At 42.4% G+C, this 255-nt stretch carries 1 protein-coding gene; it reads right to left on the bottom strand.

Translation table 11 applies throughout. From position 1 onward, the window contains the following. The coding region (locus NE473_RS33385; protein ID WP_256265748.1) for a transposase at nt 1–255 on the bottom strand (255 nt) is incomplete at both ends.

Below are 255 nucleotides of genomic sequence, written 5' to 3'. Positions count from 1 at the left end.
TTTTCCTTCCAGACAATGCCGCAATATTTGGCAAGTGCATCATTGTTTTTAAAACATTTGATAGTGCCGATTTCAGCAAGAATGCCACTGGCATAAACCTTGCCGATTCCGGGAACCGAGTTGAGGATCTGGTACTCGGTAGGATTCAGCCCTTTCACCGTTCTTAAAATAGCATCATCAATTGCTTTGAGCTCCTTTTCAAATGCATTGATGCAGTTAAAGGAACACCCGATCGAGACTGTCAAAGGTTCATAA

Source organism: Hungatella sp. SL.1.14 (assembly GCF_024460495.1).
Lineage (GTDB): Bacteria > Bacillota > Clostridia > Lachnospirales > Lachnospiraceae > Hungatella > Hungatella hathewayi.
This window is presented reverse-complemented; position numbering and strand designations above follow the sequence as displayed.